General features: G+C 48.1%; 25 protein-coding genes. 2 read left to right on the top strand and 23 right to left on the bottom strand.

The window, feature by feature from the left end; genetic code table 11:
• Positions 1 to 3 precede the first annotated feature (3 nt).
• From ACKTT1_RS01590 to udp, 5 genes are read right to left on the bottom strand one after another with little or no spacing between them, the layout of a single operon-like run.
• On the bottom strand, positions 4 to 1,239 hold the full coding sequence (locus ACKTT1_RS01590; protein WP_412709925.1) for an MFS transporter: 1,236 nt from the start codon (positions 1,237 to 1,239) through the stop codon (positions 4 to 6).
• Between the two features lie 18 nt (positions 1,240 to 1,257).
• Positions 1,258 to 3,216 (bottom strand): ATP-dependent helicase, encoded by a 1,959-nt coding sequence (locus tag ACKTT1_RS01585; RefSeq protein WP_412709924.1) that lies wholly within the window; start codon positions 3,214 to 3,216, stop codon positions 1,258 to 1,260.
• Positions 3,197 to 4,114 (bottom strand): Hsp33 family molecular chaperone HslO, encoded by a 918-nt coding sequence (hslO, locus tag ACKTT1_RS01580; RefSeq protein WP_369017840.1) that lies wholly within the window; start codon positions 4,112 to 4,114, stop codon positions 3,197 to 3,199. Before hslO ends, ACKTT1_RS01585 begins: the two co-directional genes overlap by 20 nt.
• A 7-nt stretch (positions 4,115 to 4,121) precedes the next feature.
• On the bottom strand, positions 4,122 to 4,781 hold the full coding sequence (locus tag ACKTT1_RS01575) for a hypothetical protein (protein ID WP_412709923.1): 660 nt from the start codon (positions 4,779 to 4,781) through the stop codon (positions 4,122 to 4,124).
• A 12-nt stretch (positions 4,782 to 4,793) separates the two neighbouring features.
• Complete coding sequence (gene udp / locus ACKTT1_RS01570) at positions 4,794 to 5,564, bottom strand: uridine phosphorylase (protein ID WP_369017842.1); 771 nt, start codon at positions 5,562 to 5,564, stop codon at positions 4,794 to 4,796.
• A gap of 64 nt (positions 5,565 to 5,628) precedes the next feature.
• On the opposite strand from udp, the gene ACKTT1_RS01565 reads away from it, so the two are divergent.
• Together ACKTT1_RS01565 and ACKTT1_RS01560 are read left to right on the top strand one after the other, a co-directional pair.
• Entirely contained in the window at positions 5,629 to 6,525 is an 897-nt protein-coding gene (locus ACKTT1_RS01565; protein WP_412709922.1) for a hypothetical protein, read from the top strand.
• The gene (locus ACKTT1_RS01560; RefSeq protein WP_412710527.1) at positions 6,513 to 7,283 is read left to right on the top strand and encodes a uridine kinase; all 771 of its coding nucleotides are present in this window, start codon (positions 6,513 to 6,515) and stop codon (positions 7,281 to 7,283) included. The genes ACKTT1_RS01565 and ACKTT1_RS01560 overlap by 13 nt, the downstream gene beginning before the upstream one ends.
• Here ACKTT1_RS01560 and ACKTT1_RS01555 read toward each other — a convergent pair.
• From ACKTT1_RS01555 to ACKTT1_RS01470, 18 genes are read right to left on the bottom strand one after another with little or no spacing between them, the layout of a single operon-like run.
• Positions 7,280 to 8,830 (bottom strand): MBL fold metallo-hydrolase RNA specificity domain-containing protein, encoded by a 1,551-nt coding sequence (locus tag ACKTT1_RS01555; protein WP_412709921.1) that lies wholly within the window; start codon positions 8,828 to 8,830, stop codon positions 7,280 to 7,282. The two genes, ACKTT1_RS01560 and ACKTT1_RS01555, sit on opposite strands and share 4 nt — an antisense overlap.
• A 20-nt stretch (positions 8,831 to 8,850) precedes the next feature.
• The gene (locus tag ACKTT1_RS01550; RefSeq protein ID WP_412709920.1) at positions 8,851 to 9,780 is read right to left on the bottom strand and encodes a hypothetical protein; all 930 of its coding nucleotides are present in this window, start codon (positions 9,778 to 9,780) and stop codon (positions 8,851 to 8,853) included.
• Between the two features lie 6 nt (positions 9,781 to 9,786).
• Positions 9,787 to 10,689 carry a UTP--glucose-1-phosphate uridylyltransferase GalU gene (gene galU, locus ACKTT1_RS01545; RefSeq protein ID WP_412709919.1) on the bottom strand — a complete coding sequence of 301 codons (903 nt, stop codon included), beginning with the start codon at positions 10,687 to 10,689 and terminating at the stop codon, positions 9,787 to 9,789.
• Positions 10,658 to 11,227, bottom strand: a complete 570-nt coding sequence (locus ACKTT1_RS01540) for a DUF5317 family protein (protein WP_412709918.1) — start codon at positions 11,225 to 11,227, stop codon at positions 10,658 to 10,660. The genes galU and ACKTT1_RS01540 overlap by 32 nt, the downstream gene beginning before the upstream one ends.
• Positions 11,224 to 12,480 carry an HD-GYP domain-containing protein gene (locus ACKTT1_RS01535; RefSeq protein WP_412709917.1) on the bottom strand — a complete coding sequence of 419 codons (1,257 nt, stop codon included), beginning with the start codon at positions 12,478 to 12,480 and terminating at the stop codon, positions 11,224 to 11,226. The genes ACKTT1_RS01540 and ACKTT1_RS01535 overlap by 4 nt, the downstream gene beginning before the upstream one ends.
• Positions 12,468 to 12,710 (bottom strand): hypothetical protein, encoded by a 243-nt coding sequence (locus tag ACKTT1_RS01530; RefSeq protein ID WP_412709916.1) that lies wholly within the window; start codon positions 12,708 to 12,710, stop codon positions 12,468 to 12,470. Before ACKTT1_RS01530 ends, ACKTT1_RS01535 begins: the two co-directional genes overlap by 13 nt.
• Complete coding sequence (locus tag ACKTT1_RS01525) at positions 12,707 to 13,372, bottom strand: hypothetical protein (protein WP_412710526.1); 666 nt, start codon at positions 13,370 to 13,372, stop codon at positions 12,707 to 12,709. Before ACKTT1_RS01525 ends, ACKTT1_RS01530 begins: the two co-directional genes overlap by 4 nt.
• 6 nt (positions 13,373 to 13,378) lie before the next feature.
• Positions 13,379 to 13,942, bottom strand: coding sequence for a ribosome hibernation-promoting factor, HPF/YfiA family (gene hpf / locus ACKTT1_RS01520; protein WP_412709915.1), 564 nt, complete (start codon positions 13,940 to 13,942; stop codon positions 13,379 to 13,381).
• Complete coding sequence (locus tag ACKTT1_RS01515) at positions 13,939 to 14,886, bottom strand: 1-phosphofructokinase family hexose kinase (protein WP_412709914.1); 948 nt, start codon at positions 14,884 to 14,886, stop codon at positions 13,939 to 13,941. The genes hpf and ACKTT1_RS01515 overlap by 4 nt, the downstream gene beginning before the upstream one ends.
• The gene (locus ACKTT1_RS01510) at positions 14,886 to 15,875 is read right to left on the bottom strand and encodes a PfkB family carbohydrate kinase (protein WP_412709913.1); all 990 of its coding nucleotides are present in this window, start codon (positions 15,873 to 15,875) and stop codon (positions 14,886 to 14,888) included. The genes ACKTT1_RS01515 and ACKTT1_RS01510 overlap by 1 nt, the downstream gene beginning before the upstream one ends.
• A gap of 12 nt (positions 15,876 to 15,887) precedes the next feature.
• Entirely contained in the window at positions 15,888 to 17,411 is a 1,524-nt protein-coding gene (xylB, locus tag ACKTT1_RS01505) for a xylulokinase (RefSeq protein WP_412709912.1), read from the bottom strand.
• Between the two features lie 18 nt (positions 17,412 to 17,429).
• On the bottom strand, positions 17,430 to 18,662 hold the full coding sequence (locus ACKTT1_RS01500; protein ID WP_412709911.1) for a dihydrolipoamide acetyltransferase family protein: 1,233 nt from the start codon (positions 18,660 to 18,662) through the stop codon (positions 17,430 to 17,432).
• On the bottom strand, positions 18,604 to 19,665 hold the full coding sequence (locus ACKTT1_RS01495; RefSeq protein ID WP_412709910.1) for a hypothetical protein: 1,062 nt from the start codon (positions 19,663 to 19,665) through the stop codon (positions 18,604 to 18,606). The genes ACKTT1_RS01500 and ACKTT1_RS01495 overlap by 59 nt, the downstream gene beginning before the upstream one ends.
• Positions 19,662 to 20,450 carry a glucose 1-dehydrogenase gene (locus tag ACKTT1_RS01490; protein ID WP_369017856.1) on the bottom strand — a complete coding sequence of 263 codons (789 nt, stop codon included), beginning with the start codon at positions 20,448 to 20,450 and terminating at the stop codon, positions 19,662 to 19,664. Before ACKTT1_RS01490 ends, ACKTT1_RS01495 begins: the two co-directional genes overlap by 4 nt.
• A 25-nt stretch (positions 20,451 to 20,475) precedes the next feature.
• Complete coding sequence (locus tag ACKTT1_RS01485) at positions 20,476 to 21,519, bottom strand: zinc-dependent dehydrogenase (protein WP_369017857.1); 1,044 nt, start codon at positions 21,517 to 21,519, stop codon at positions 20,476 to 20,478.
• A complete protein-coding gene (locus ACKTT1_RS01480; protein WP_412710525.1) occupies positions 21,516 to 23,033 on the bottom strand; it encodes an L-fuculokinase in 1,518 nt (505 codons plus the stop codon). Before ACKTT1_RS01480 ends, ACKTT1_RS01485 begins: the two co-directional genes overlap by 4 nt.
• A gap of 13 nt (positions 23,034 to 23,046) precedes the next feature.
• Positions 23,047 to 24,018, bottom strand: a complete 972-nt coding sequence (locus ACKTT1_RS01475; RefSeq protein WP_412709909.1) for a sugar phosphate isomerase/epimerase family protein — start codon at positions 24,016 to 24,018, stop codon at positions 23,047 to 23,049.
• Positions 24,019 to 24,037: 19 nt separating this feature from the next.
• Entirely contained in the window at positions 24,038 to 25,558 is a 1,521-nt protein-coding gene (locus tag ACKTT1_RS01470) for an L-fuculokinase (RefSeq protein WP_412709908.1), read from the bottom strand.
• Position 25,559: the final 1 nt, after the last annotated feature.

The following is a 25,559-nucleotide window of genomic DNA, read 5'->3' as shown; positions in this document are numbered from 1 at the left end:
GTTTCACTCTCCTTCCCTGAACGCCCGGGGCTCCTTCACTCCAAAAAATAACCATAAAAATCCCAGTAGATTCACCAGGAAGGAACATAAAAACAGAGTTCTGTAGCCAACCAGGTCAGCCAGTTTGCCCCCAAGCAGCGGAGCCAGAAAAGAGGGAAAGCCTGCCACAAAGCTTCCTATCCCCAGGTAATCTCCCCTGCCCCGTGGGGGTGCAAAGTCAAGCAATATAGCCACCCCGGCAACAGACAGAGCACTATAGTAGGCACCGAAAAGCGCAAAAGCCAGGAAGAAATCAGCATCATTTGAAGAAACAAGGGCTATGAGATTACTCAACACCACCAGTACAGCCCCCAAAATGAGCACCAGTTTATGTCCCATCCGGTCACCAAGGGGTCCCCACAGAAAGTTGCTCAGAGCCTGAGCACCCATCAAAAAGGCGTTGTAGCGCGCAACGGTCGCATCAGAAACCTGAAAAGCGGAAAGCGTGAATACAGTATAAAAAGAACTTCCCATCACCCCCAGGGCCAGGAAGATGCGAGCAATTAAAAAGTTTGTAAAATTGCGGTCCACCTTAAGAATGCGTGGAATGGATGACCAGATGTTGGTATCCGGACGATGGATTACCTCTTTTTCTTCTCTGGTCAACGCCAAGAAGAGATAAGAAACCAGCAGAGCCAGAAAAGCCAAACCAAAGCAGTATCCGAAATTGGTAGCAAAAGGATATCGCTTTAAAAAGTCTTCTGCTATCCTTGAACCCCATATCCCCATCAGAGCCCCTATGCCGTTACCCAGCGCAAAGTAAAGACCCCGACGTCGGGGATGAATCACTTTGCCAATCATCTCTATCCAGATAGGTCCCAGAAAGCCCATCGCAAAACAAGCTACACCCAGCAGAAGGTAGGTTAAAAGAAGAGCCAGGGAATTGGAGCCAGGAACCAACCAGAACGCCACCAGGGAAAGACCCAGGAAAGGGAGTCTTTCCAGAAAAGTAAACTTTAATACAAAGGGCAATTTTAAATCCAGCTTACTCGAGTAACGTCCACCCCATAGAGCCGGCACTGACCAGCCCAGATAGGCAATGGCGGGTATCAGACCAACCTGAAAATTGCTTGCTCCAAGTCTACGTGCAAAAAGGGGCAGAAAGGTGGTAATGGAACCCAAAGTCAGGGCCAGAGCAAAAAAACTATAATCCAAGGAGTCAACCACAAAGTTACGGATATAGTCTCTTCGAGAAAGCATGCAGCGTTTACCTCTGGTTCACAGCAGTTGCTCTCTGGTAAGGTTTACTTTCTCATAACATCCAGGGTCCAGCTCTCTCAAAAAGCGAGAGGGTTTGCGGATAAATTTGCCATCCCGAAAAGAGCTTTCACCAAGGAGAGGATAACATAGAAAGAGGTGGTCCCGTGCCCGGGTGCAGGCCACATAAAAAAGTCTTCGCTCTTCTTCAACGTCTTCTTTATTTTTCAAGCTGTACGAAGAAGGGAACCCACCCTCACATAACCAAATAACAAAAACCACATCCCACTCCAAGCCTTTAGCTTGGTGAATACTGGAGAGAGTGAGTTTCTCGTCAGGAATACCACCCAGCACTATGGTTTCTGCCTCCATTTCCCCCAAGAGAGCCAGTTCATTCAAAAACGCATCCAAAGAACGATACTGGAAAGCAAAGTTAGCCAGTTCTTCAAGATCCAGCAACCGTTCCCGGTGGTCGGGATATCGGGTTACCAGATATTCCTGATACCCAGAGCTAACAACCTCTTTAATCATAGTAGAAGGAGAAGCTTCAAGCTCTTCCAAGCGCAAAAGAAGCGCAGCAAGGCTCTGTATGCTCTTTTGAGCGTTGGCTGGGAGCTCCTTTTCCTCAACCAAGCGTTCCAGGGCCGAGAAGGGATCGGGAGATTCCTTCACCCGCTCAAAGATACGAGAAGCAGTAACTTTACCAATGCCCGGGTAAATCTTGAGTACTCTTTTCCAGGCAATCTCATCCAGCGGATTGGAAACAATCTTGAGATAAGCTACCACATCTTTGATGTGAGCCTGCTCGAAGAATCTCAATCCAGAGCGCACTTCAAAGGGAATACCTCGACGGGTCAGTTCCATCTGAAGTTCCATGCTCTGATAATGAGCTCGGTAGAGAACTGCCATGTCGTTCAAGCGATAACCTGCCTGACGCAGCTCCAGAATCCGGGTAGCCACAAAACGAGCCTGATCCAGTACATCTTTTGCAGTTACCACCTGAGGCTTTTCACCACTTCTTCGTACCGGACGCAGCGTCTTGTAAAACTGCTGGCTGTTGTGGAGAATAATTTTATTGGCAAGGTTGAGAATTTCGGGAGTGCTCCGGTAATTGGTCTCCAGTTTGTAAACCGCAGCATCAGGATATTTGCGCGGAAAATCCAGAATATTGGCAAAATTAGCTCCTCGGAAAGAGTAAATGCTCTGAGAATCGTCTCCCACCACCAGCAGGTTGCGGTGCTCCTCAGAAAGCAAGTCAACGATTTCAGCCTGAATGAGGTTGGTATCCTGATACTCATCAACCAGCACGTACTCAAAAAGTGCACCGTACTTTCTACGCAACTTCTCATCTTCCTTGAGCAGAGTCCATAGATACCAGAGTAAGTCATCGTAATCCATGATGTTCATCTCTCGTTTGCGTTCCTGATAAAGTGCGAAAATACCAGCTATGGCATTCGCAAACTCCAGAAATTGAGGGTAATACTTTTCCAGAATGTCCTCAATGCTCAAAAAAGTATTGCGGTGCAAGGAAATAACATTTCCCAGAAGGTCTGCTTTTGGAAAACGTCGAGCCCGAACATCAATCCCCGCCTCAGCAATACATCCCTCAAGTAAAACCTTCTGGTCCTCGCGGTCCAGAATGGTGTATCCGGGTTGATACCCAACTTTCCTGGCTTCCCGGTGCAGAATAATATTGGCAACATGGTGGAAGGTACCACCCCAGATACCCTCCAGAGAAATGCCCAAAAGCCCTTCTACCCGATGCAGCATCTCCCGAGCAGCCTTGTTGGTAAAGGTAACCAGCAGAATCTTGCGAAAATCGACACCCTGCTCTACAAGGTAGGCAACTCGATAAGTTATGGTGCGGGTTTTCCCCGAACCCGCCCCAGCTATGACCAGCGTTGGGCCATCGCCCGCGAAAACCACTTTACGCTGTTCTTCATTCAACTCCTGTTCGTAGTCAATCCTGGTTGCTTTCATGATTTCCGCCCCTGTTTTTAAGGTAAGTAATCATTGCTTTCAGTTTTTCTCCACTAAAAGTGTACACTTTCCCACAAAAGGGACAGCTCACTTCTCCCCATCCTTCTTTACGAAGCAAATCTTCGAGTTCCTCTTTACCCAGAAGGAGCAAAGCTCGCTCTGCCCGCCACCTGGAACAGTGGCAATGATAACGGAGGTTCTCCTTTCCCGTCAAGCGATAAGGAAGACCTCGAAAAAGTTCTTCTGCCAGCTCTTCGGGTTCTGCACCTCGATACAATCTTTTGCTTACTTCACCCAAAGAAGCAATATTTTTCTCAAGAACCGAAATCACTTCCTGAGCTGTCCCCCGAGGAGTATGAATGATAAACCCTCCTGCTCCCAAAACTTCGCCGTTTTTTCCAACGTACACTCCTGCACTGCAAGCTGAAGGAAGCTGCTCAGAGAGTGCAAAGTAATAGGCGAGGTCATAGGCTATGCCTCCCTTCTGAACTTCAACACTGCCCACATAGGGTTCTCTCAATCCCAAGTCTTTAACCACCAGAAGTTGTGAACCCACGCCGACTGCATCCTCAACGTTGAGCTTCCCTTCCTCGCGAGGAGGCAGAATAATTTGAGGATTGCTCACATACCCCCTAACTTCTCCTTTCCAGTTAGCCTGCACCAGAAGGCCACCTAAAGGCCCCCGACAGCGAATTTGAAGGGTAACCCGCTGATTCTCTTTAAGCCCTATTCCCATCAGGGAAGCCAAAGTTAACGCTCTACCTAAAGCAGCAGTGGCAATCGGGAAGGTAGCATGCAGTTTCCGCGCTTTATCCACCAGAAAAGTGGTGCGAGCAACATATCCCACCACCGCTGTATCCTCAACCATCAGGCGAACTGCATAATCTCTATTTTCCATACCCTATTCACGCCCTTTCTTCGGCGCTGAACATAACCACAGCCAGTCCCAGAAAAAGAAAAGCCAGAAAAGGTGTACTCCCCCAAAAAAGGTTAAGCCAGTTTCCCCACTCCAAAACCAGTAAATAGGCAACCATAAAAAGAGCGCTCGCCAGAAAACTGCTTACAAGAACCACCATTCTTTTCCAGGCCAAGCTCAACACGCTCAGCAACAAAATACCCCACAAAAAGAACTCCAAAGGAGCTCTTTCCAGAGGCCTCAAAACATCCACCCAACGCCCCAACCAGACAAGAAGATACACAAGTTGCAAAGAGAGAAAAAGCACCGTACAAAATCGTCCTAAGGGATAAAAACCACGTCGCAAGACCACCAGAAGACCCAAAGCAACGGCTACCAGAAACTGGAAAACCAGAACTGGCCAGGGAAAAAGCCGTAGAGTATACCATGTAGACAGCATCTCCTGCAGAGTAATAGTTCTCCCTACAAAACGGCTCCACACATACCCTATCAAAAAGAAAACCACCAGAAAAGTACTTACTGCAAAAAGCAACCGTCGTATTCTTCCAAAACAAAATCCCAGCAAAACACCCAGCACCAGACTAAAAACCAGAAGAAACAAAAACATATTCCGCTCGTACAAAAAAACAACCAGAGAATGTACAGGCATGTCCCTTCCCTCTCAATCGGGCCAGCCGGAAAGTGCGTTGACTACTTCCTTACCTACCAGGGCCAACTTTAATTCCACTTTCTCCACCAAAGAGGAATCAACTTCTTCAGTGCTATTCCTATTCACCAGGACCCCACATACCGCTCCTGCTTGAAGACCCAGAACTCTACACATGGTAAAAAGGGTAGCGGTTTCCATTTCATAGTTCAAAACACCCAGACGCTTCCATTCCTCAAGGCTACCTTGAAGAGCACGAATAACATAACCAGAATAAGTATCATAACGTTCCTGACCCGGATAAAAAGTTGCTGAAGAACAGGTAATGCCGGTATGAAAACGATAACCCAGCTTCAGGCAGGCCTCACGAAGTAGCTTAACCATCCCCCAATTCGCACAGGCAGGATAAGCAAGAGGTGCGTAATGCAGGGAAGCGCCGTCCATACGCACCGCACCTTCGCTAATAATCAGTTCTCCAGGAGCAATATGCTCCTGAATAGCCCCACAGGTTCCCAACCGTAAAAAAAACTGCACCCCCAACTGGGCCAGTTCCTCAACGGCTATGGAAAGAGAAGAACCTCCTATGCCCGAAGAGACAATTAGTGCTGGCTCTCCCTCATCCTGAACCCAGAAACTCCTGAATTCACGATGAAAGGCCAGCTCTTTCTGCACCCGGAACACAGATGCCAGAACACCACAGCGCCAGGGATCCCCAGGAATAAGAGCTATCCTGGCCCCTGCCAGGTCATTTTTTTTCAGAGCAAGGTGATACACTCTTTTTTCCAAAAGACTTCACCCTCTACCGTTTTTGTTTTAAAATAATGCCAACACGAAAAAAGAGGAATACCAAATGGTCAACGAAACTTTAAAATCCCGGGTTCTGGTTGTCAACGAAAACCAGTATTTCACGTTTCCCACTGGAACAACGCTTCTCAAGATTACTCAGAATCTTTATCCTGAAACATTTTACCAGATAATGTCAGCCCAGCTCGATGGACAGCTGGTTGATTTACACACCACAATCGACAAAGAAGAGTGTAAGGTAGAGTTTTTTTCTTTTGCACATCCTGAAGGAAAAAGAACCTACACCCGAAGTCTGCTCTTTCTTCTGGGCTGGGCTACCAAAGAAGTTTTTCCGGATGCCCGTCTAAAGGTCCTCCATTCCATCGGAGATGGGCTTTTCTGTAAGATAGAGAGAGAAAGCAAGACCCTGACTGCGCAGGAAATGGCACTCATCGAGCAAAAAATGCGGCAAAAAATCTCTGAGAACCGCCCCTTCAAAAAGGAAATAATGAGCTGGGAACAGGCCTTCCAAACCTACAGTGCCCAGAAACGAGAAGACCTTACTCTGCTTTTCAAATACTGGCGCATAGAAACCGTACCTACCTATTGCCTTGAAAATTATCGGGACTACTATTATGGACCCCTGTGCCCTTCCACAGGATACCTGAAAAGCTTTGGTTTCGTGTTGATACCACCCGGCTTTATTATTCAGTTGCCCACATCTTCCAACCTGGATACCTTGCCTCCTTACCTTTTTCGACCCAAACTTTTCCAGATCTTTCAAGAATCAGCGCAATGGGCGGAGATTGTCCAGATAGAAAACGTGGGTGAGTTAAATCAGGCCATAGTCCAGGGCAAAGGTAAAGAAATTGTTTCCATCTCGGAAGCACTCCATGAGAAAAAAATAGCCCAAATTGCAGATTTTATAACTCAGCGCCGGGGGCTCTCAAGCTGGTACTCATAGCTGGGCCTTCCTCTTCTGGAAAAACAACTTTTGCCCGCAGACTATACACTCAGCTCAGGGTCAACGGCTGGAATCCTATTACCATCTCTCTCGATGACTATTTTCGTTCTCACCAAGAGTTCAAACACAAAAAACTTGCAGACTGGGAACGCCCCGAAGCCCTGGACCTTGAACTCTTTAAAAACCAGATTGCAGCTCTAATTGAAGGTCAGGAAGTGGAAATACCTCGCTACAATTTCATAACTGGAAGCCGAGAACGAACCGGCCAGAAAACCAAGCTGGAGCCCGAAGGCATAATTGTGGTGGAAGGCCTGCACGCTCTAAATCCCCTGCTCAGTCAGGAAATACCTGAAGAGCAGAAATTCAAAATATACGTAAGTGCCATAACCCAGATTAACCTTGACGACCACAACCGCATCTCCACCACCGACTGTCGCCTGGTACGAAGGCTGGTCCGTGACAATCAGTTTAGAAACAGTAGCGCTCAGGAAGTATTCAAAATGTGGCCTGCGGTCCGCAGGGGCGAAGAAGAATTCATCTTTCCTTTTCAGGAAGATGCCGATTTGATGTTTAACTCCTCGCTTATATACGAGCTGAGCATCCTGCGAACCTTTGCAGAACGCCTGCTGCGAGGTATTACTCCTGAAGAGGAAGAATACATCGAAGCCTACCGGCTATATAGCTTTCTTAATCACTTTATACCCCTTAGCCCCTCACTGGTTCCTTCCAATTCCATATTGCGGGAATTCATTGGTTAAAGAGCTTTGTTTTTTCGACGTGTGGCTTCCCGCAAGAGAAGATAGGCAGAGCGCACCAGGGCTTCCGTATCCTGATCCAGGTCAGCAATTTCTTCTTGGAGCTTGGTAACCTCTTCCATTATTCCTTCAAGAAAGCGCTGAGAAACAGAAACGGTTTTTTCAGAAGGTACAGCCACTGTTTCTCTGGCTACCAGGTCGAAACGTTCACCAAAATGAGGCACCAGGGTTTCTCTACCCTTTTCGCGCAGCAAAAGGGCAAATTGTTCAGCAACACTCTCTTCACCATGGACCACTACAAAGAGAGGCTGATTTTTAAAATAGTCTGTCCAGCGCAAAAGGTCCTTTTGGTCAGCATGCGCTGAGAAACCATTGATGGTGTAAACCTTTGCTCGAACCGCAACCTCTTCACCCAGGATTCTGACCAGCCTGGCACCGTCCACAATCCTTCTTCCCAGAGTACCCTGAGCCTGGTACCCAACAAAAATCAAACTGGTGTTTTCTCTCCACAGAGCATGTTTGAGATGGTGCACAATACGTCCCCCATTGCACATACCACTTCCCGCAATCACCAGAGCCCGGTCAATATCGTTTATGCTTTTCGAGTCTTCAGGCGTACTCACATATTTTAAGCCAGAAAGATGAAAAGGGTTACGACCCTGCAAAACATAGCGTTCAATCTCCCCGGAGAGCAAAGAGAGGTACTTCTCATACAATCGCGTCGCTTTCTCACCCATGGGACTATCAAAATAACAGGGAAGGTCCAAAAGGCCCTGGTCTTTCAGGAGAGACAACTCATAAACAATGCGCTGTGCTCTGTCCACCACAAAAGAGGGAATGAGAACCTTCCCTCCTCCACTCTGGGCACTCAAGACAGCCTCCTTGAACTCAGATCGGGTATCTTCCAAAGAACGATGCCTGCGATTTCCGTAAGTAGACTCCACAATCACATAATCGGCTTCTTCAATCACCGGAGGGGAACCCTCCATAACGTTATCAAAGGGTCCCAGATCACCAGAAAAAACCAGCTTAATTCCAGAACACCACAATTCTACCAGCGCTGCACCCAGGATATGAGCCGCGTTTCTTAAAACAAACTCCACTTCTCCATGGCGCATCAGCTGGTCATAACCCACCGGCTCGCACAGGGAAAGGGCTTCTCGCACCTCCTGTTCCCCAAAAAGAGGCACCACCAGCTCCTGACCGGCACGTTTCCTTTTACGGTTCAAGCGGTCAGCTTCTTCCTGCATCAGTTTTACCGTGTCCAACCATAAAATCTCACAGAGCTCTATGGTAGGAGCAGTAGCATAGATTTTTCCCCGAAAACCTTCCTTTACAAGAAGCGGTATTCTTCCTGAATGATCCAGGTGAGCATGGGTTAAGATGACGAAATCCAGACTCTGGGCCGGAAAAGGCAGGGGTTGTTCATTGCGGTGTTCACCCCGGCCCTGAAACATACCGCAGTCCACCAGAAAACGTTGCTTCTCACCCTCCAGAAGATAACAGGAACCGGTAACTTCCCGAGCCGCTCCCCAGAAAGAAATCTGCAAAGAGAACACCTCCCTGTGTTTCAGGCTTTAATTTTTTTCCAGGCCCGGTTTACAAGTGGAAGCAAAGTCGCATCGATAAAAGAATCGTCGTCCTGGAAAGGTTCTTCCACCTTAAAAAGAAACCAGTGTTCTACATGTTCCACCGCTTCTCCAGGGAAAACTCTGCAGAGCGGGCTCAGGGTCTCCAGCTCCAGAAAGTCACCATTGGTAAACACCTCTACTGTGGAGCCGAAATCAGGATACTTTACTCTCTGCTGATAGAAAAAGAGCTTTAAAAAAACAAAATTTTCTGTCCAGTAAGCCGCCCATCCCTGAGTATTGCCAAATCCAGCTTTGTTAGGTGAAGCAATCTGCGGATCCTGCCTGAGAGTGACGTACTTTTGCCCCCACCTGAAGCGGGGATCACTCATATCAGTGTAACCCCAAAGAACCACCGGCCTTACCGGAGTAAGCAATTCCTGGTGAGAAGCAAAAGGTTCCTGGGGCACAATAGCAAATCCACCAGGACACATCACACTGAGCGCCCAGGCCGCAAATTCGATTTCCCACAAACCACGGTTAAAGATCTGGTGAGTTACTTTAACATGATTTTCCTCTTCATCCATTTCCAGGATTATTCTCTTTTCAAGGTGAGTAGTCTTTTCCTCGGGTTGCACCAAAACCAGCAAATTCTCTTCTCCCGAAACATTTACTGGTTGATTATCAGGATAATAAGTGCGAGGCTTGGCTTCCGGGGCATGCCAGAGGCGATGTCCTCCATAAAGCCGCCACTCTTCACCACCTTTTTTGCCCAAATCGGCTGCTATCTCTCCAAAAACATTTTTTCCCCCTCGAAACCCAAAACGGATGATTCGGGGGCCAACTTCCTGGGTTGCCACAAGCTCTATCTGCTGATTATTTAAGCGTACACACTGTTCCCATCCAGCATAGCTTACCTTTTCAAAAGCCATACGCCATCAACCTCCTTCTTGAGAATCACTCAAAAATGCTTTTAAAAATCTGTACAAATCTGGTGCCAACTCTTGCCTTTTTAAGGCAAGAGCAATATTGGCTTTAAGATACCCGAGCTTACTCCCCACTTCAAAGTGGTCTCCCCTAAAGCGCAAAGCCCAGATTTCTTCCTCCTCAAGAAGCTTTTCAAGAGCATCCGTTAACTGGACTTCGCCTCCTTTTCCAGGAGGCGTATTCTTCAAAATTTCAAAAATTGAAGACGGAAGGAGATACCTTCCCACAATGGCCAGATTGGAAGGAGCGCATTCCGGGTCGGGCTTTTCAACCAGACCCCGCACTCGAAAAACCTGAGCAGTCACTTCTTCCACCTCGACTATACCCCAGGAAGAAACTTCCTCCAGCGGCACTTCCCGTACCGCAATCACGGCACCCCCTCGCTCTCTATAAACCTGCATGAGCTGGGCCAAACAAGGCGTTTCTGCACTGATTAAATCATCAGCAAGCAAAACTGCAAAAGGCTCATCTCCTACGAAGTGCTCTGCGCAAAGCACTGCATCGCCTAACCCCCGGGGCAATTTCTGACGGACGTAAAAGATCCGTGCGTATTCCGCCACTTCCCGCACCAGCTCCAGAGATTCCCAATCTCCCTTCTCAGCCAGCTTCTGCTCAAGTTCAACTGCATAGTCAAAATAATCCTCAAGCGCTCTTTTCCCTCGCCCGGTTACAAAGAGCAAGCTCTCAATCCCTGAACGCAAAGCCTCTTCCACCACGTAGTGCACCGCTGGTTTATCCACTATGGGGAGCATTTCCTTGGGTTGCGCTTTAGTAGCCGGAAGCAAGCGAGTTCCCAAACCAGCAACTGGAATCACGGCTTTTTTAATGGACTGCTTTATTATTCCTTTCGGCAAAAGTGGTTCCTCCATACCTCATAAAATGTACCACAAAAATCAAAACACCCACTCCCAGAAGATAATCACCCACGCTCACTACAAAAAACTTCCTAAAAAGAAGCGAGAAGTAAGGCAAGACATCGCCCAGAAAAAAAAGCCTTCCTGAACTGCTCAGGGCAACATACTCAGCGAATGCTCCCTGCCGCAAACGCTCTACCAGAGAGAAAAGCCCCAGTCGCAGGGCCATATCCGTCCAGACGGGCATCCTTCCTTGATTGAAAAGCATTACTAAACAATTCAAAAAGGCACCCAACGAGATAAGCTTAAATCCCCGCACTCTGAAGCCTGAAAGAGAAGCCCCAAAAATCAGAAACATCCCAATAATTCCCAACCACCGTGACCAGGCAAAAGGAATCCAGAAGCTTGAAAAACGAATCAGAAAACCACCAATTATAACCCAGAAAGCAGGGATTCGGGCCTCGGCAAGCCTCCAGAGACTCCCTTTTCCCAACCAGCCCACCAGAATACCCAGCAGAAGAAAATCGGCAAGCATCATCGCTGGTCCTTCCCTTCTTCTTTCACAATGGCCTCGAGAATTCCCAGGATTTCCTGGTCATAGCGCCCTCGTTCATCATTTTTCATAATCTGCAACGCTTCCTGAATTGCAAAAGCTCGACGATAAGGGCGGTCCGAAGTAAGCGCATCAAACGCATCAGCCACAGCAAGAATTCTTGCCTCAAGAGAAAGTTCTTCAGCCCTTTTGCCATCAGGATAACCACTTCCATCACAGCGCTCATGGTGAGAACGTATGATTTCAGCAACCTCCCGCAAAAAATCCACATTGGCCACTATTTCATACCCTACCAGGGGGTGGGTTTTGATAACTTCATACTCCGAAGCGGTGAGTTTCTGAGGCTTCAGCAAAATAGCATCCTTAATACCAATCTTTCCCACATCATGAAGAAGTGCAGCGTACTCCAGCATCTCCAAACGCCGTTCGGGTAATTTGAACCTACTGGCAATTTTAAGGGCAACCTGAGCTACCCGCAGAGAATGACCCTGGGTATAGGGGTCTTTGGCGTCCAGAGCTGCAGTAAGCGCTCGCAAAAGCTCAAGATGTGTTTTCTTGGTTTCCACATAGAGCTTGAAAGAGTAACGGGCCACAAGAAGCGGAAAAAAGAAAAGGAGAATTCCTGCATACCCTACCGTGGAGTGAATGAGATAAAGAAGCACCGAAAGTGGAAACAAAGCAAAGTACTGAACCAGAATGCCGTTTATATCCTGTTTCCAGAGTAAGCGCAGGGGCACCCCTTCGCTCAAAGAGATAGCCCCCATTACCAAAAAGGCGTTGACCGCAAAAAAGGTCAAAACGGAAAGCACTATCGCTATGTAAAGCTGGGGATTAGTCCACTCAAAACCATATCCTCCCAAAAGTTCGAAAACCCTACCCGAAAAATAGGCAGAGAGGGCATATTGAGAACCGTTGAAGAGCGCCTTGCGCAATCCAAACCTGGAAGTACCTAAGGAAGCGCCACCAAAAGCAATTAAAGCGGCAATAAGGGGAGAAGAAAGAAGAATAACTCCATACACAATGGCAAAGCTCACCGATATTGCAGCCCGGTTGGGAAGAGGTACGGGTAAAAGTTCAGCAATCAAAGTGAGTGCCAAAAAAAAGAACAAAAAGAAGAAATTGGCAAAAGAAAGATTGAAATTCCAAAGTGCCCAACCACAAATCAAAATTCCAGCAAGCGCTACTGCTACTATGTACAAATTGAGGATTGCTTCTTTTTTCACGTTCACTTCCCACATCCGGAACGGGCCACCAGAAGCTTACTTCCAGCTTCTTCGATGTTCGTTGCTACCTCCAGGTGAAGCCAGCACCACTTGCCAGGACAATTGCCAAAAGGCCCAAAAGAATGCTTACCAATCTGGCCACTTTTTTCAGCCTCCCTTTCCCGTTCTCCGTCTCCCTCCGCTGAAGTCAAGAGACGGGAAATGGCCGCTCCGCTTACTTCCAAAGGTGGCCCGTTCCGGATCAAGGTTGGTTCTCAACGTACAGGATCAAACGGCGATTCACAGCATCCAGGGTAGCTCTGGCCACTGCCTCAGCTACTTCATCACCTACCAGGGCAGTGCCCACCAGCATGCTGCCTGAACCTTTATCGGGGCGACAATCCACAAAGGAAAGCGCTACTTCCACATCGCCAAAATCCCGAACTGCTACCCCTCTCAGGGCAAAGAAAGAGGGAACGCCCACAATCTGGTTCAGGCAATCCAGAGTGGCCTCAGCTATGAGGTGATTCCACCCCCGACCGCTCCAACCCTCTTCTTCAGCACTCGCGCGATAAATCTTACCCATAAATCGGATTTCTACCTCGGATTGTGCCCGGTTCATGCTCTTCCGCCAGCTTACACTCCACAAAACTGGTCTCTGTACCGCGTATGAGGACTCTGCCCGGTCATTTTCACCCACATCGAAGGCTACAACACTGATTTTTTTGTGGTCCACTTCAAGACCAAACTTTGCCTTAAGCAGAGTTTCAACATCTCTGACCAAAAGCTTGGGAGGCTTGGAGGGTCTGGCAAGGACATGAATTTCAGAAACCGAACGTTCATCCCCAACAACTCGGGCTTTTAAAACCCCATCAATACACTGAATGGCTCGCTCGACTTCGCTCAAAGGAACTTTTTGCTCTTCCATGGTCACTCAGTAAACGAGATCAATAAGACCGTAGTTCCCGTCTTTTCTTTTATATACCACTTTGACCCGCTCTTCATCAAGGTCTTTAAAAACAAAAAAATTGTGCCCCAGAAATTCCATCTGCAAAATAGCATCTTCAAGGCTCATGGGACGCAGAACAAACTCTTTAGTTTTAACAATTTCTCCCGGACCAGGTTCGCTTGCCTCTTTTCCAGACTCCACAAGAGCAAACTCTCCGGTTTCCACGCTTTCAAGTTCTTCCTTCCGTAAGGCACCTTTCTTTTTTAGTTTTTCTTTGTGTCTTTTAATCTGGCGTTCCAGCTTGTCAATCACCGCATCAAAAGCCGTTCTCCAATCCGGGCCACTGCTCTCCCCCCGAATTACAATGCCACTTGCTGACATGGTCACTTCAACCTTGATCAATCCTCGCTCCAAGTAGAAATGCACTACTGCATCAAGAATATTATGGAAAAACCGCTCTAACTTGGCGAGCTTGCGAGTTACATAGTCCCTTACTGAGTCAGTAACTTCCAGATTTTTGCCTCTTACCACAACCTCCACACTGCTCACCCCTTTTCCTCAAGCTCTCTAACCACGACCTTTTCCTGCAACACCTGGGCAAGATGAGGATCGAAATAACCAGCCCCGGGATGCAAAGTATTGGCAAGCCCGCAGGCAGTAGCGAAACGTAAAACTCTTTCCACAGGCCACCCTCTCTCCAGACCAAAAACCATAGCACCCACCAGGGTATCTCCAGAACCTATGCCATACACTCCAACCTGGCCGCCCTCTACGCTTACCAGGAAGCGCTTCAATCCCCAAGCAACTGTCAGTCCTCGCGAGCCGTCAGAAAGAACTACAATCTCCACGCCCCGCTTTTTAAGTTCCGAAACCGCTTTCAGCTTATCTTCTTGGGAACGTATAGTCCAACCAAGAAGCTCTTCAGCTTCTTCTACATTAGGTTTTACCATAAAAGGAGGATTTTGAAAAGCGCTCTGCAAGGAAACACCTGAGGTATCCAGCACACCGTAAGCATTCTTACGCTGAGCCAGAGCAAGTAACTTTGCATACCAGGAACGTTGTACTCCACGTGGTAGCGAACCTGAAAGCACCAGATAATCTCCACTACATAGTTTTTCTTCCAGATATCGCTCAACCTGTAAAGCTACCTTCAGAGAAACCAGAGGCCCTGGCTCATTGATCACCGTGTGCCTGCCTGAACCCTCTTCGTGCAACACAGTGGTAATACGGGTTTCTCCTGCAACGGGGAAAGAACAGAAGGCCAGGCCTTCTCGCTTCAAAAAAGAAGCAAACCGCTCGCCCTGCCAACCCCCCAGAAAAAGCAGAAGCTCCGAAGTACCACCAACTGTCTTGATAGCCCGGGCAACGTTAACTCCCTTTCCACCTGCAACCTCCATGACCTTTTGTACCCGGTTCACCGCATTGAGAAGAAGCTGGTCTTCAAAAAACAGCATTCGGTCCCAGGCAGGGTTGGCACAGAGAACATAAATCATCAAACGTTCTCCTCAAGGAAAGTCTCCACCTCGTCCTGAGTTGGCAAAGCAGGAATTGCTCCCTTTTTAAGCGTGGTCAACGCCCCCACTGCATTCGCTCTTCTTCCAGCATGTAGCAGTGCCTCTTCCGGAAGAGCATGCCCCTGTTTCAGTTCCTCCCAGAACATGTAAAGCGAACTTAAAAGCCCAGCCACAAACCCATCACCGGCACCAGTGGTATCTACTGAAGTAACCTGGAAACCAGGCACCCGGATTTGCCTTCCATTCTGACAAAGCAGACACCCTTCTTTACCCAGGGTTACCGCAAGTAAAGAAGGCTTACAATGAAACTGGATAAACTCTATTGCCCTTTGAAGGTCCTTACAGGAAGCTACAAACATGGCTTCCTCCTCGTTCACTTTCACAACATCACTGCGACTCATAGCCTGGCGGATTTTGTCTCTCGCTGTATCAAGGTTTTTCCAGAGAGCAGGTCGCAAATTGGGGTCGAAAGAAATCAAATAGCCATGTTTTTTAGCCAGAGAAAGTGCTTTCAGAGTAGCGCTGTAAGCTGGCTCGTGCGTCATGGTAAGCGAACCAAAATGGAAAACTCCCCTGCCCTGGAAACATTCCTCTTCAATATCTTGCTGGTCTAAAAGGGTGTCTGCACCTGGTTCTCGATAGAAAACAAAATCTCTCTCTCCTTCTCTGGTTAGGGAAACGAAAGCAAGGGTGGTCTTCGCCCTATCAGTCATTTTCAAAAATCGGGTATTCACCTGATTACTCTGCAAAACGTCTCTCAAAAACTCTCCAAAAGCATCCTGACCAACTTTGCCTACAAAAAAAGTTTCAATCCCCAATCTGGAAAGGCCTACTGCAACATTTGCCGGTGCCCCACCAGGAGCTTTTTCGAAAGCAGGGGCTTCCTTAAGCGACACCCCGTTTACCGTGGAAACAAAGTCAATTAATAATTCTCCCAGACAGATTGCTTTCTTGTCCAACGAAACCACCCTTTCAGCTATTTAAACCTGAGCAATCCGGCGATAAAAATCACGCAAGGCGGGATACAGGTCCCTGTAAATAGCGTACAGCTTTTCATAAATTCTGCTCAATTCCGGATCCGGCTCTTCACAATGTGTGGTACGCACAGCTTTTTTGCAAGCTTCCTCGACCGAAGCAAACTTTTGGGTACCCACGGAAGCAAGTAGCGCTGCACCAAAGGCGGGTCCTTCGTCAACTTCCACTCCATAAAGGGGAACCCCGTAAACTGCGGCCTGAATCTTTCTCCACAGCGCAGAGCGAGCACCACCTCCAATAGCACGTACTTCCTGAACGGGTATACCCATCTCCCTGATGATTTCAAAGGAGTCCCTCATGCCGAAGGTAACCCCTTCCATAACTGCCCGCACCATTTCATTTTTGCGATGTTTAAGAGTTAACCCAAAAAAGACGCCTCTTGCAAAAGGATCAGCATGGGGAGTCCGTTCTCCAGTAAGGTAAGGCAAAAAGAGCAGTCCTTCTCCTCCAGGGGGTGCCAGAGCTGCCTCCTCGGAAAGCACCTCATAGGGGTCTTTCCCGAGCAATTGCGAAACATCCTGCTCTTCAAGACCCAAACGATCCCGGAACCAGCGTAATGAACCACCAGCAGAAAGCATAACACCCATCACATGCCATTTACCTGGAACGGCATGACAGAAAGTGTGAACTCTGCCTTTTTCGTCCACCTTTACGGTTTCGCTGAAAGCAAATACCACACCGGAAGTCCCCAGGCTGGCTGAAACCAAGCCCGTTTCCACTATCCCTGTTCCTACTGCACCAGCAGCATTATCGCCACCACCGGCAACCACCGGTACTTTATCTCGAAAACCAAAGCGTTGCACAATCTCTGGCTTGAGATAACCGGTAATCTCTGGCGATTCAAAGCTGGGAGGGAACCAGTCCATCCGAAAGCCCAGTGCTTCAATCAGTTCCGAAGACCACCTGCGTCTGGGAACATCGAAAAGAGAAGTACCAGAGGCATCGGAAACATCGGTAGCAAAACCACCGGTGAGACAGTACCGGATGTAATCTTTGGGTAGAAGCACTTTGGATACTTTTTGATATACCTCAGGCTCGTGTTTCTTAAGCCAGTAAATTTTGGGAGCAGTAAAACCAGGTAATACCGGGTTACAGTTAATCTGCATTATTTTTTCTAAACCCACTATTTCCGTAATTTCACGACATTCCTCGGCAGTCCGTTGATCACACCAGAGAATAGCTGGTCGTAGAACTTCTCCCTGAGCATCCAGAAACACCGAACCGTGCATTTGACCAGTGAGACCCACACCAGCAATCTGTGCAGGGTCAATCCCTCCAGCCTGGACCACTTTTTCCATAGCCTTAAGGGTTGCTTGCCACCAGTCGTGTGGATTTTGTTCTGCCCAGTTGGGACGGGGAGTAAACAAAGGGTATTCCTCCACAGAACGAGCAATGAACCGTCCTTCTTCATCAATAAGCACTACCTTACAGCCAGTGGTGCCCACATCAATACCCAGAAAGTAATCCATAACCACTCCTCCCGTTTTTTAAAGAATGAGACTGAGCGGATCTTCTATAAAGCTCACCAGGGTATTCATAAATTTTGCGGCGGTAGCGCCATCAATAATGCGATGGTCGCAGGAAAGGGTGAGATTCCAGAGATGAGCTGCAATAATTTCTTTGCCATCAAAATATGGTTTCTTCCGAATGGCCCCACAAGCCAAAATTGCCGACTGAGGCGGGTTGATAATCGCCGTAAAAGAATCCACTCCAAACATGCCCAGGTTGGATATGGTAAAGGTGCCACCTTCCAGGTCTTCAGGAAGTAATTTTCCCTCTCGCGCTTTCTGGACCAGCTTATTGGTTTCTTCCACTATGGAAGCAATGCTTTTTTGGTTTGCGTCACGCAAAACAGGAACTACCAAGCCTTCATCCAGGGCTACCGCTATACCAATGTTTATCTGTTCATTGAACTGTATTTCTTCATCCAGAAAATAGGCATTCACCTCCGGGAACTCTTCCAGAACCCGGGCCACTATCTTGATGAGGATATCGGTATAGGAAACCCGATATCCGGTGCGTTTTTCCACCAGGGGGAGTAATCGCTCACGAAGAGCAACCAGCTCATCGGCCCGCGCTTCCCGGGTGAGGAAAAAGTGGGGTTTGCTCTGTACACTCTGAAGCATTCGCTGCGCAATAATCTTCCGCATCCTGGTAAGGGGCACAGTTTTTGAAACCCCAGGTCCGCTAACAGCTTCCTTTGGTTTTGCTTTCCGCTCTGCAATAAATTTCTCTATATCTCGCTTTATAATTCGTCCTCCTGGACCAGTACCCACAACCATAGTCAAATCAATACCATGTTCCATGGCTAAGCGCTTGGCAAGAGGAGAAACCTTTATTCTTTCTCCACTTTTTGTCTCCACGGTAAAAGCACCTTTTGGCTCGGCAGGGGCTTTTTCCTGAACTTCTTCCTGGCTTTCTTGCTGCGGTACTTCTTCCACAACTTCCGGAGCAGCCTCTTCTTCAGAAGGCACTTTTTCTCCTTCTTCACCTATGTAGGCCACAGTCTGAGTTATAGGCACCGTAGAACCTTCCGGATAAAGAATTTTAAGCACCACTCCCGAAGCCGGGGCTTCCACCTCCATATTTACCTTGTCAGTTGCCACTTCAAAAAGTGGGTCTCCTTTCTCTACCCGGTCACCCTCTTTGACCAGCCATTTATTAATTACACCTTCTTCCATGGTAAGACCCAGTTTGGGCATGATTACCTTCTTGGCCATGCGTTACACTCCCTTCTTGTGCAAAATTCAGAATCAAGCGCGCATTTGCCTTCACGGGACCTGTATCCTCAAGCACCACCGCCAGCTCCTCAGAAGGTCGAACGAGAATCTCCCGCTCCCCATCCAGAGCTAAAACACCTTTTTCTCCGGTAATGACCAGCGCCTCTCCTGGCTTTATAATACCAAACTTCTCAATGCCCACTTCCTTTACCAGGCCGGGAGCCAGAACAGCTTGCACCTTCTCGCTACAGGAGCTCAAAAAAGCATAAGCCCCCCTTTTCTCTTGAGGAGAAATGCTCAATAAGCGAGCAACGATGGAACTCAAACCCAATCTGGTAGGATCAGCTTGAGTTACAGCAACCATTTTTAAAGAGTGAGGATCCCACAGCGCCCTGGCCCCAATGAAATTCTCGCTGGCCAGAGCCACATCTACCAGAGCCAGATCGGAAACGCCTGAACAACTTTTACACCTGACCCTGAGCACCTTGCTGCGCTCAAGAACCTGCTCAGGAGCAACTTTCCCTGCCAGAAAAAATCCCAGGGCCATGCCCATCAAAGTAGGGTCCATATTTTCCGGGAAAACGTTGTTGGTGCCCACCGCTACAGGGAAAATAGGTACCAATGCACTCTTTTTGGCAACCAACCGGTTGGTTCCATCCCCGCCAAAAGTAACCAGTGCGTCAACCCGGGCTTCGTTCACTGCAAAATCGGTAAAGGCAACGGTGTCAGTGGCATCGCCAAAAATGGGCATTGGAGCTTCTTCAAAAGAAAGCAAAGGTACGCGTCCAGACAAGTTATCAAGAGCAGATTGCACCAGACGATAGGGATCAGGCATAAACACGACCTTAACTTCTTTTTGCACGGTCGCTTGCAAACCCAGAAGAAAACGGGCAATCAGGGTAGTTTTCTCCCGATTGCCCACTACATTTCCGTAGGCTACTAACCTGCGAATATCCTTACCAGCCTGGGGATTGGCCACCAGGCCAATGCTCTGCAGCTTCAATGAACTTCCTGCCCTCCAGTGACGTTTATTGCCTGTCCAGTCATGTAATCAGAATAGGAAGAGGCCAGAAAAACGGCTACATTGGCAACATCCTCAACCGTGCATTCCCGTCCCAAAGGCACTTTCTCGACATACAGCTTGCGAACCTGCTCCGGAGGAACCCCCAGCTTCCGGGAATATTCCTTATCAAGGAGGTCCCACATGGGGGTCGAAAAAACATTTCCCGGACATATCGCGTTCACGTTGATTTTGTAAGGGGCGAGGTCTCTGGATACGCTTTGGGTAAGCCCAATGATACCAAACTTGGAAGCACAGTAGGCACCCAGCCACAAGCCTCCCGTTTTTCCAGATTTAGAACTTATGCTGATGATTTTGCCGCTTTTTTGCTGAATCATGTATTTGGCCACTTCCCGAATACAGAGAAAAGTTCCTTTTAGATTCACGTTTATTATAGCATCCCATATTTCTTCAGGAACGTCGGTAATAAAATGAGCACGAATAATGCCCGCAGAATTGACGAGTATATCTATATGTCCAAAATGCTCAAAAGTTTTTTTGACCGCTTCCGCAACTTCCTGGCTGTTGGTGACGTCGACTTTAAAGTACAACGCTTCGCGATTCTTACCTTTAATTTCCTGAGCAGTATTTTTGGCTCCCTCTTCGTTAAGGTCAAAACACGAAACGTGAGCTCCTTCGTCAGCAAAGCGCAAAGCAATGCCTTTCCCTATACCAGAAGCAGAGCCGGTAACAATGGCCACCTTATCTTTCAGAGGTAGAGGATCCATTTTTCCGTTCACCTCCCGAAACTTTTTATCTATCCATGGCCACCACGGCCTTGAGGGCTTCGCCTGAGCGAACCAGCTGGATACCCTCAACAACTTCGTCAAGACTCACCACGTGGGTAATGAGACTACGAGCATTAACCCGCTTGCGGTAAATCAGCTCTGCAGCCTCTTCGTACTGAGAGGCATGCGATGCAAAAACTCCAAAAACACCAATTTCCTTGTAGTGCACAATGTTGCTGTTAAAGGTAATAGTGGGGCGGTCTTTGGGTAAACCGCCGAAAAGGCTGATACGACCTCGGGGGGCGACCATTTCCAGGACTTCTTCCTGGGCCTGGTTTGAAGAAGCAGCAACAATAGCCACATCCACACCAAGACCCGACGTGACCTCCAGCACCTTATCCTTAAGATTTTCCTTGCTGGAGTTAACATAGAGGTCGGCTTCAACCCTCCGGGCAAGTTCCAGGCGACTTTCAGAGATATCGGCCAGAATGATCATCCCTGCTCCATGATTTTTAGCCATAACAACGTGCATGCAGCCAATAGGTCCGGCACCAACCACCAGGACCTTTTCCCCAAGGCCAATGTTTAAATAGGACTGGCCGTTGATCACGCAGGAAAGGGGTTCCACAAGGCTGAATTCCAGTAAGTCCGCATCTTCAGGAAGGACCAGCAAATTGCCCCGCTCTACCCCCTCTCGGGGCATGATCATGTACTCGGCAAAACCACCAGCATAGTGATATCCAATATATTTCTGCTCCGGACAAAGATTTTGAAGCCCTCGACGACAGTAATGGCATCTGCCACAGGAGATAACGGTAATTACTACTACCTTATCTCCCATCTGATAGCCACTGACTCCCTCTCCCAGCTCTACGATTTCACCAGCTATCTCGTGACCGGTTATCTGGGGAGGCTTTACATGATGATGTCCGTGCTGAAAAATACGTACATCAGTACCGCAAATAGCACAGGCAGCCACCTTAATCAAGACTTCTCCAGGGCCAGGTCGAGGCGTCTCCACCTCTCGTACTTCTATGTTGCCCGGCCCCATGAAAAACGCCGCCTTCATGGTTTATCCTCTCCTTTCAAGATAACATTCTTGAGTGCAGGATAAATCCGCTGATACACTTCGAATTTTTCCTGGTAACGCTCTTGAAATTCCCGCCGGGGCACAAAGGTTTCCTTCACCCGGACCAGCCGGTTGACCAGCTCCTTTAAGCCCTGAATATTCTCTCTGGCCTTGCGCCCCAGAAGAGCTGCTCCCAAACAGGCAGCCTCAGAAACGTTGAGTGATTCAACCGGCATACCATACACATCAGCTTTAAGCTGCAACCATGCTCTGCTTTTGGCACCTCCACCAATAGCCCTTAAGCGTTCAACAACAACGCCTGCATCCTGTAACAGTTTCAAATTAAACTTCATCTCCAGACTAACTCCCTCAAGCAACGCTTTCACAAACTCTTTCTGAGAAGTCTCCAGCTTGAGCCCCACCACCACCCCACAGGAGTGACTGTCAAAGTAAGGAGTGCCAGTAGTTGTGAAGTGAGGAAGCACCAAAAGCGAAGTCGGCTGTTCAGGTAAATCGGAAAGAATTAATTCATATACATCTTGTCCCCTGCGTTGTGCTTCTTCTTTCTCCCAGCGGGCAAAGTTATCTCGGTACCAGCGTAGGATGGAACCCCCAGTGAAATTATAAACCAGCGTAGTGTAAAGACCAGGCAGAGCATGATGATAGCAACACAGGTTGTTGCTTCGCATTTCCTCAGAAAGCAAAAGCCTGTTCATGGCAGGTGCTATGCATTCTACAGTTCCAGTTGCATCCATGGCCAGTGCTGCTTTTACTACTCCTGACCCCAAGGCACCGCAGGGCTGGTCATGAGCGCCAACCCCTGCTATCACCTTCTCCTTCCATCCCATGCGCTCTCGGAAAGATGCGCTTACTTCCCCAGCCATTTCCCCAGAAGGAAGGGGACGAGCCAGGCGAGAGGGATCAACGCCAATCAGACCCAGTATTTCCAAAGACCAGCTCTCCTTTCGCACATCAAACATCATGGTGCGCCCAGCCAGTGAATAGCTGATTGCCGGCTCTACTCCCATTTTGAAGAGCACGAAATCCTCAAAACACAGGAAATAACGGCTTTGCTCAAAGATTTGCGGAAGGTTTTCTCTCCACCAGAGTATTTTGTTTGCAGTCCCAATCCCTGAAAGCGGCATGCCAGTAATCTCGAAAAAGCGCTTCTCTCCAACTTTTTCCCGAAAGAAAGGCACAAAAGCATCTCCCCGAGCATCAAAAGTCACGATGCTCCTTGCAAGTGCCCTGCCCTGTTCATCAACTGGTACCACTGCTTCACCCTGGGAAGAAATAGCAATGCTTACTGGTGACCTGCCACCAAGTTTTGCAGTCACCTCCCTTAAGGACTCCTCAATCGCTGAAAAAACTTCCTCAGCATCCAGTTCTAACCATCCTGTTTGGGGAGCATAAAGAGGATATTCCCGATAGGCCTGTGCGAGAATCTCCCCGTTTTCACCAAAAGCAATCGCTTTGCAGCCCGTTGTTCCTACATCCAAGCCAAGATAAACCATCCAACTCACCTGTTTAAAGGAGTTCTCTTATATAGCGAAGGATCTCCAGAGCATTGGCCTCTTTTTGCCATTCCCTCAGTTTGGCAACCTCTATCTTCTCCACAATCTGCAACAGGTACTTTATGTTTTCAATGCTCACCTGACAGGCTAAAGCAGGGTCTTCTCGATAAGGAAAAATATCGAGGCCCAACCAGCCCGTATACTGAGAGTTGTTCAGGTAATAGAAAAATTCCAGCGTTTCTATAAGGTGTACCGTACCAACGGCCATGTCGTCATCCCAATCGCGAAAATTGTCGTTTAAATGTAGAGCAAAGAGCTTTCCGTATTTATCAAGCATAGCTACCACATTACCCGGTGATTCCTTGCAGTTCAGAGCATGCCCAAAGTCTATGGTCACTCCAATGTTAGGAGCGCCAACTGCCAGAGAGAGAAAAAGAGCAACGCCTGAAGTGGAAATAGTAGAGTGAGTCCGGGGTTCGCGAAGCTTGTATTCAAGGCTTAACTTGACTCGGGGGTTATGTGAAGCAATCTCCTGCAAAGCATCAACCAGTAAATCCCACTGGGCTCGATAATCGATTTGAAAGGGGTAGTCGAAGCCATCTTGACCCGGCCAGAGATTCATAACTTCGCTCCCCATCTGCTCAGCTATATCCATGGTATCTTTGGCAAGCTGGATGGCCTTTGTTCTTACCTCCTTGTTTTCTGAAATCAGGCTTCCCTTAGCAAAGAAGGGACTCCCAAACAAGTCCACCTCACAGGAAGCAACCTTGAGACCACGCTTTTCGAGTTCTTTGCGAACATGGTCTGCATTTTGAAAATTGAGGGGAGCAGGGTAATGAATCATAACTCCAGTAAGATCCTCAACTCCAGCGATGCGGTCCAGAGCTTCTTCGAGAGTAGAATCCTTCTTATACCCTCCGGTGCAAAAACGATCCGGACAGGACCCAAAAACCCAAACTCCAGTAGCAAATCCTTTAAATTTCATGCCAATCGCCTCCCTGGTTTTAAAAATGTTCAAGAGTGCTAAGTTCCCAATTAATTCCTTTCAACTGACCATATATTTTCTGGTAAATACGATAACGCTTCTCATAAACATCTTCCGGACAGGGCACGATTTTTTCTTTTATGCGAACCATATTCGCCGCTCCTTCCTCACAACTCTTAAATAAACCACTTCCCAGACCAGCAAGTATAGCAGTACCCAGTGCCACCGCCTCACCGGTCTCCAGGGTGAAAACCGGTTTTCTCAGAATGTCGGCTTTCATCTGCAGCCATACCGCTGAACGAGCTCCGCCTCCTGTAGCTCTGAAATCAGAAACCGCCATCCCAAACTGCTCGAGGAGTTCCACGTTGAGGCGCATCTCAAAGGAAAGGCTCTCCAGGATAGCACGCAAAATCTCAAAGCGGGAGCTTCCCAGAGTAAGACCCAGAATAGCCCCCCGGGAATGCTCATCAAGATAAGGCGTTCCTGAACCTGCAAAATGAGGCAAAATAAGGAGCGAAGAAGGCCGAGCAGGAATACGTTCGATAAGCACCTGATAGACGTCTTTCCCCTCTTTTTGAGCAATTTGTTTTTCCTCCTGCCCAAATTCATCCCGGAACCAGCGCAGCAAAGAACCACCAGAAGCAATATAGGCCAGAGTAAGATAGTGACCTTCCACAACATGGGGGTAACAGCAAAAACTATTACGCATCATAGCTTCATCAAAAGGGGGATTTTTCCCCAGATTAAGAGCCACACATTCTGAAGTGCCAATCCCATACATGGCTTCACCAGCCTTGCTCGCCGCACATCCCAGTACACCGCAGGGTTGGTCATGGCCCCCACTGACTACCAGAGGACTCCTGTCCAGTCCAATTTCCTCGGCAACACTTTTGGAAAGCCTCCCCACCACTTTTCCTGAAGGGACTGGCTCAGAAAGACGACTTTTATCAATTCCTATCAGTTTGAGAATCTCTGGAGACCACTCCTTGCGCCGCACATCAAACATCATGGTGCGTCCAGCCATTGAATAATCGATAAAAGGACCCTCGCCAGTTAATCTGAAGAGCACATAATCTTCCACGCACACAAATTTCCAGGCTTCCTCAAATACCCGGGGCGCGTTATCTTTTAACCAGAGGATTTTGTTCGCCGAATACATGCCGTGAAGTGGCATACCAGTTATTTGGTAAATTGGCCAGTTTCCCAGTTTTTCCTTCCAGAACTCGACATAATGGTGAGAGCGGGTGTCAAAGTTGCAGATCACATTGGTCAGTGCCTTTCCTTCCTTAGAAAGAGGAACAAGCGATTCTCCGTGCGAGGTAACACCTATCGCTTCCAGCGGTTCTCTCAAGGAAGCAACTGCCTCTTTAAGGGCCTCAACGACTGCTTTCCAGATAAGTTCAGGATTTATCTCCAGCCATCCCGGCTGGGGAACAACAAAAGGGTATTCCCGATAGGCCTGAGCAAGTATTTCACCTTTGAGGTTAAAAATGACCACTTTGCAACCACTGGTCCCAACATCGATGCCTCCTATTGCCACA

It is taken from the genome of Atrimonas thermophila (assembly GCF_045864955.1).
GTDB lineage: Bacteria > Atribacterota > Atribacteria > Atribacterales > Thermatribacteraceae > Thermatribacter > Thermatribacter velox.
This window is presented reverse-complemented; position numbering and strand designations above follow the sequence as displayed.

What these genes read in the sequence shown, in the direction of transcription:
- ACKTT1_RS01535 (WP_412709917.1), bottom strand. Translation starts at nt 12,480, where the DNA reads ATGTGGGAAGTGAACGTGAAAAAAGAAGCAATCCTCAATTTGTACATA.
- ACKTT1_RS01490 (WP_369017856.1), bottom strand. Translation starts at nt 20,450, where the DNA reads ATGGATCCTCTACCTCTGAAAGATAAGGTGGCCATTGTTACCGGCTCT.
- ACKTT1_RS01590 (WP_412709925.1), bottom strand. Translation starts at nt 1,239, where the DNA reads ATGCTTTCTCGAAGAGACTATATCCGTAACTTTGTGGTTGACTCCTTG.
- ACKTT1_RS01575 (WP_412709923.1), bottom strand. Translation starts at nt 4,781, where the DNA reads ATGCCTGTACATTCTCTGGTTGTTTTTTTGTACGAGCGGAATATGTTT.
- ACKTT1_RS01515 (WP_412709914.1), bottom strand. Translation starts at nt 14,886, where the DNA reads ATGATTTATGTTCTCTGTGCCAACCCTGCCTGGGACCGAATGCTGTTT.
- hslO (WP_369017840.1), bottom strand. Translation starts at nt 4,114, where the DNA reads ATGGAAAATAGAGATTATGCAGTTCGCCTGATGGTTGAGGATACAGCG.
- ACKTT1_RS01475 (WP_412709909.1), bottom strand. Translation starts at nt 24,018, where the DNA reads ATGAAATTTAAAGGATTTGCTACTGGAGTTTGGGTTTTTGGGTCCTGT.
- ACKTT1_RS01540 (WP_412709918.1), bottom strand. Translation starts at nt 11,227, where the DNA reads ATGATGCTTGCCGATTTTCTTCTGCTGGGTATTCTGGTGGGCTGGTTG.
- ACKTT1_RS01585 (WP_412709924.1), bottom strand. Translation starts at nt 3,216, where the DNA reads ATGAAAGCAACCAGGATTGACTACGAACAGGAGTTGAATGAAGAACAG.
- ACKTT1_RS01550 (WP_412709920.1), bottom strand. Translation starts at nt 9,780, where the DNA reads ATGGCTTTTGAAAAGGTAAGCTATGCTGGATGGGAACAGTGTGTACGC.
- xylB (WP_412709912.1), bottom strand. Translation starts at nt 17,411, where the DNA reads ATGGATTACTTTCTGGGTATTGATGTGGGCACCACTGGCTGTAAGGTA.
- ACKTT1_RS01480 (WP_412710525.1), bottom strand. Translation starts at nt 23,033, where the DNA reads ATGGTTTATCTTGGCTTGGATGTAGGAACAACGGGCTGCAAAGCGATT.
- ACKTT1_RS01485 (WP_369017857.1), bottom strand. Translation starts at nt 21,519, where the DNA reads ATGAAGGCGGCGTTTTTCATGGGGCCGGGCAACATAGAAGTACGAGAG.
- ACKTT1_RS01525 (WP_412710526.1), bottom strand. Translation starts at nt 13,372, where the DNA reads ATGGAAGAGCAAAAAGTTCCTTTGAGCGAAGTCGAGCGAGCCATTCAG.
- ACKTT1_RS01500 (WP_412709911.1), bottom strand. Translation starts at nt 18,662, where the DNA reads ATGGCCAAGAAGGTAATCATGCCCAAACTGGGTCTTACCATGGAAGAA.
- ACKTT1_RS01565 (WP_412709922.1), top strand. Translation starts at nt 5,629, where the DNA reads ATGGTCAACGAAACTTTAAAATCCCGGGTTCTGGTTGTCAACGAAAAC.